We start from the raw sequence: 3437 nt of genomic DNA, 5'->3' as shown, positions 1-3437 counted from the left end.
CATTACCTCCCGGTCGGTTACTCACGCTCTGGACGCAAGAAAGCCCCCTTGGCGATTTGCCATGGGGGCTTGGTTGTGTGTGGTTGCGGGGGTTGGATTTGAACCAACGACCTTCAGGTTATGAGCCTGACGAGCTACCGGACTGCTCCACCCCGCGTCACCTTGTCTTGGCCTCAGGCACCGGCGTCGACATGCGTCGACTTGGCTTTTCCTCACGCCTTCGGCGCTGCGGGCGGCCGTTTGGCCTTGCGGAGCCTTGCGGCTCCGTGGTCCTTTGAGGGACCTATCCGAGAGACCAAAAAGCCGCCACTGGGGGTTTCCCGGCAGCGGCATTTTGATTGTCATGTGAATGGGTTTTTTTGCGCTCACGCCTGCTGCAATGCCTGGCGGCGTCCTACTCTTCCAACGCTTGAGCGTTAGTACCATCGGCGCTGTTTGGTTTCACGTCCGAGTTCGAGATGGGATCGGGTGGGTCACAAACGCTATGGCCACCAAGCAATGAAGCAGGCGTGTCGCATATTAATCGATGCACTCTTTAAGTGATGTGGGTTGATCTGGCTGCGATGACCGTCCTGGTCAACGAGCAGTACAAGACTGTCGTTGATGGTGCAGATTCATCAAGCGCGATCAGAACTATTAGGACCGGTTAGCTCCATGCGTTACCGCACTTCCACACCCGGCCTATCAACGTCGTGGTCTACGACGGTTCGAAGATACCTAATCTTAAGGGAGGCTTCCCGCTTAGATGCTTTCAGCGGTTATCCCGTCCATACATAGCTACCCTGCGGCACCCTTGGCAGGATGACAGGTACACCAGAGGTATGTTCACCCCGGTCCTCTCGTACTAGGGGCAACTCCTTTCAAGTATCGACGCCCACGGCAGATAGGGACCAAACTGTCTCGCGACGTTCTGAACCCAGCTCACGTACCACTTTAATTGGCGAACAGCCAAACCCTTGGGACCTGCTCCAGCCCCAGGATGTGATGAGCCGACATCGAGGTGCCAAACGATTCCGTCGATATGAGCTCTTGGGAATCATCAGCCTGTTATCCCCGGCGTACCTTTTATCCGTTGAGCGATGGCCCTTCCACGAGGGACCACCGGATCACTATGACCGACTTTCGTCTCTGCTCGACTCGTCAGTCTCGCAGTCAGGCAGGCTTATGCCATTGCACTCTTGCAGCCGGTTTCCAACCGGCCTGAGCCTACCATCGCGCGCCTCCGTTACTCTTTAGGAGGCGACCGCCCCAGTCAAACTACCCGCCACAGAGGGTCCCAACACCGGCTAACGGTGCGTGGTTAGACATCAGAAAACAGCAGGGTGGTATTTCACCTATGGCTCCACGAGAACTGGCGCTCTCGCTTCAAAGCCTCCCACCTATGCTACACAACTCTTTCCTAATGCCACTCTGAAGCTGCAGTAAAGGTGCACGGGGTCTTTCCGTCTAACCGCGGGTACTCCGCATCTTCACGGAGAATTCAATTTCGCTGAGCATATCCTGGAGACAGTGGGGAAGTCGTTACGCCATTCGTGCAGGTCGGAACTTACCCGACAAGGAATTTCGCTACCTTAGGACCGTTATAGTTACGGCCGCCGTTTACTCGGGCTTCAATTCGGAGCTTGCACTCCTCCTCTTAACCTTCGAGCACCGGGCAGGCGTCACACCCTATACGTCGTCTTGAAGCCGACTTAGCAGAGTGCTGTGTTTTTGCTAAACAGTCGCTACCCCCTGGCCTGTGCCCCCTCCTACTGCTTGCGCAGAAAGAGGGCCTCCTTCTTCCGAAGGTACGGAGGCAATTTGCCGAGTTCCTTCAGGATACTTCTCTCAAGCGCCTTGGTATACTCTACCTGACCACCTGTGTCGGTTTCGGGTACGGTCTATATGGAGAGGCTATTTCCTGGAACCACTTGGCTGCCCACCCAATCCAATAAGGATGAACAACTTCCGCGATCCGTCACACATCTCCAGGCCCACGAATATTAACGTGGTTCCCATCGACTACCCCCTTCGGGCTCGTCTTAGGGGCCGGCTAACCCTGCTCCGATTAGCGTTGAGCAGGAACCCTTGGTCTTTCGGCGAGAGGGCATCTCACCCTCTTTGTCGCTACTCATGTCAGCATTCGCACTTCCGATACGTCCAGCGTCGGTTACCCTTCGCCTTCACTCGCTTACGGAACGCTCCGCTACCGCTGCAGTAAACTGCAACCCTAAGCTTCGGTGCGTATCTTTAGCCCCGTTACATCTTCGCCGCAGGAACCCTTATTTAGACCAGTGAGCTGTTACGCTTTCTTTAAAGGATGGCTGCTTCTAAGCCAACCTCCTGGTTGTTTTGGGATTCCCACATGCTTTCCCACTTAGATACGACTTGGGGACCTTAGCTGTAGGTTAGGGCTGTTTCCCTTTTGACGACGGACCTTAGCACCCGCCGTCTGTCTGCCGGATAAGACTCGATGGTATTCGGAGTTTGGTTAGGTTTGGTAGATCTCGCGACCCCCTAGCCCATCCAGTGCTCTACCCCCATCGGCATACATCCGACGCTCTACCTCAATAGATTTCGCGGAGAACCAGCTATTTCCCGGCTTGATTGGCCTTTCACCCCTAAACACAACTCATCCGAGAATTTTTCAACATTCAACGGTTCGGTCCTCCAGTGCGTGTTACCGCACCTTCAACCTGGTCATGCCTAGATCGCCGGGTTTCGGGTCTAATTCATCATACTCTGTCGCCCTATTCAGACTCGCTTTCGCTGCGCCTACACCTAACGGCTTAAGCTCGCATGATAAATTAAGTCACTGACCCATTATGCAAGAGGTACGCTGTCACTCCCTAAAGGAGCTCCAACTGCTTGTAAGCATTCGGTTTCAGGTACTGTTTCACTCCCCTAATCGGGGTGCTTTTCACCTTTCCCTCACGGTACTAGTTCGCTATCGGTCATGTACGAGTATTTAGGCTTGGAGGGTGGTCCCCCCATGTTCAGACAGGATTTCACGTGTCCCGCCCTACTCGAGTCCTTCATCATCACTTTCACATACGGGGCTGTCACCCGCTACGGCCACTCTTTCCAAAGTGTTCTGCTAGTTGAAATGAAGGCACTGGCCTGGTCCGCGTTCGCTCGCCACTACTAACGGAATCTCGGTTGATGTCTTTTCCTCCAGGTACTGAGATGTTTCAGTTCCCCGGGTTCGCTTCACCAAAGCTATATATTCGCTAAGGTGATACCTTATCCACCTCACTCAACCTGCGGCAAAAACCACAAATCGAGAGAAATGGTGAAGGTGGGTTTCCCCATTCGGAAATCGCCGGATCAAAGTTTGCTCACAACTCCCCGACGCTTATCGCAGCGTGCCACGTCCTTCATCGCCTGTACATGCCAAGGCATCCACCAAATGCTCTTACCTCACGCTTGAGAATCCACACCATCAACGACAGGCCTGC

General features: G+C 54.2%; 1 tRNA gene and 2 rRNA genes. All 3 read right to left on the bottom strand.

Going from position 1 to position 3437, the window contains the following annotated elements:
• Positions 1 to 80: 80 nt before the first annotated feature.
• The 3 genes from FAX90_RS16460 to FAX90_RS16450 all read right to left on the bottom strand — a co-directional run bounded on the left by FAX90_RS16460 (position 81) and on the right by FAX90_RS16450 (position 3408).
• A tRNA-Met gene (locus FAX90_RS16460) sits at positions 81 to 157 on the bottom strand.
• A 224-nt stretch (positions 158 to 381) separates the two neighbouring features.
• Positions 382 to 496: ribosomal RNA gene (gene rrf / locus FAX90_RS16455) — 5S ribosomal RNA — on the bottom strand.
• 120 nt (positions 497 to 616) lie between these two features.
• Positions 617 to 3408, bottom strand: a 23S ribosomal RNA gene (locus FAX90_RS16450).
• Positions 3409 to 3437 lie beyond the last annotated feature (29 nt).

Source organism: Croceicoccus sediminis, from assembly GCF_007570835.1.
GTDB classification, from domain to species: domain Bacteria; phylum Pseudomonadota; class Alphaproteobacteria; order Sphingomonadales; family Sphingomonadaceae; genus Croceicoccus; species Croceicoccus sediminis.
This window is presented reverse-complemented; position numbering and strand designations above follow the sequence as displayed.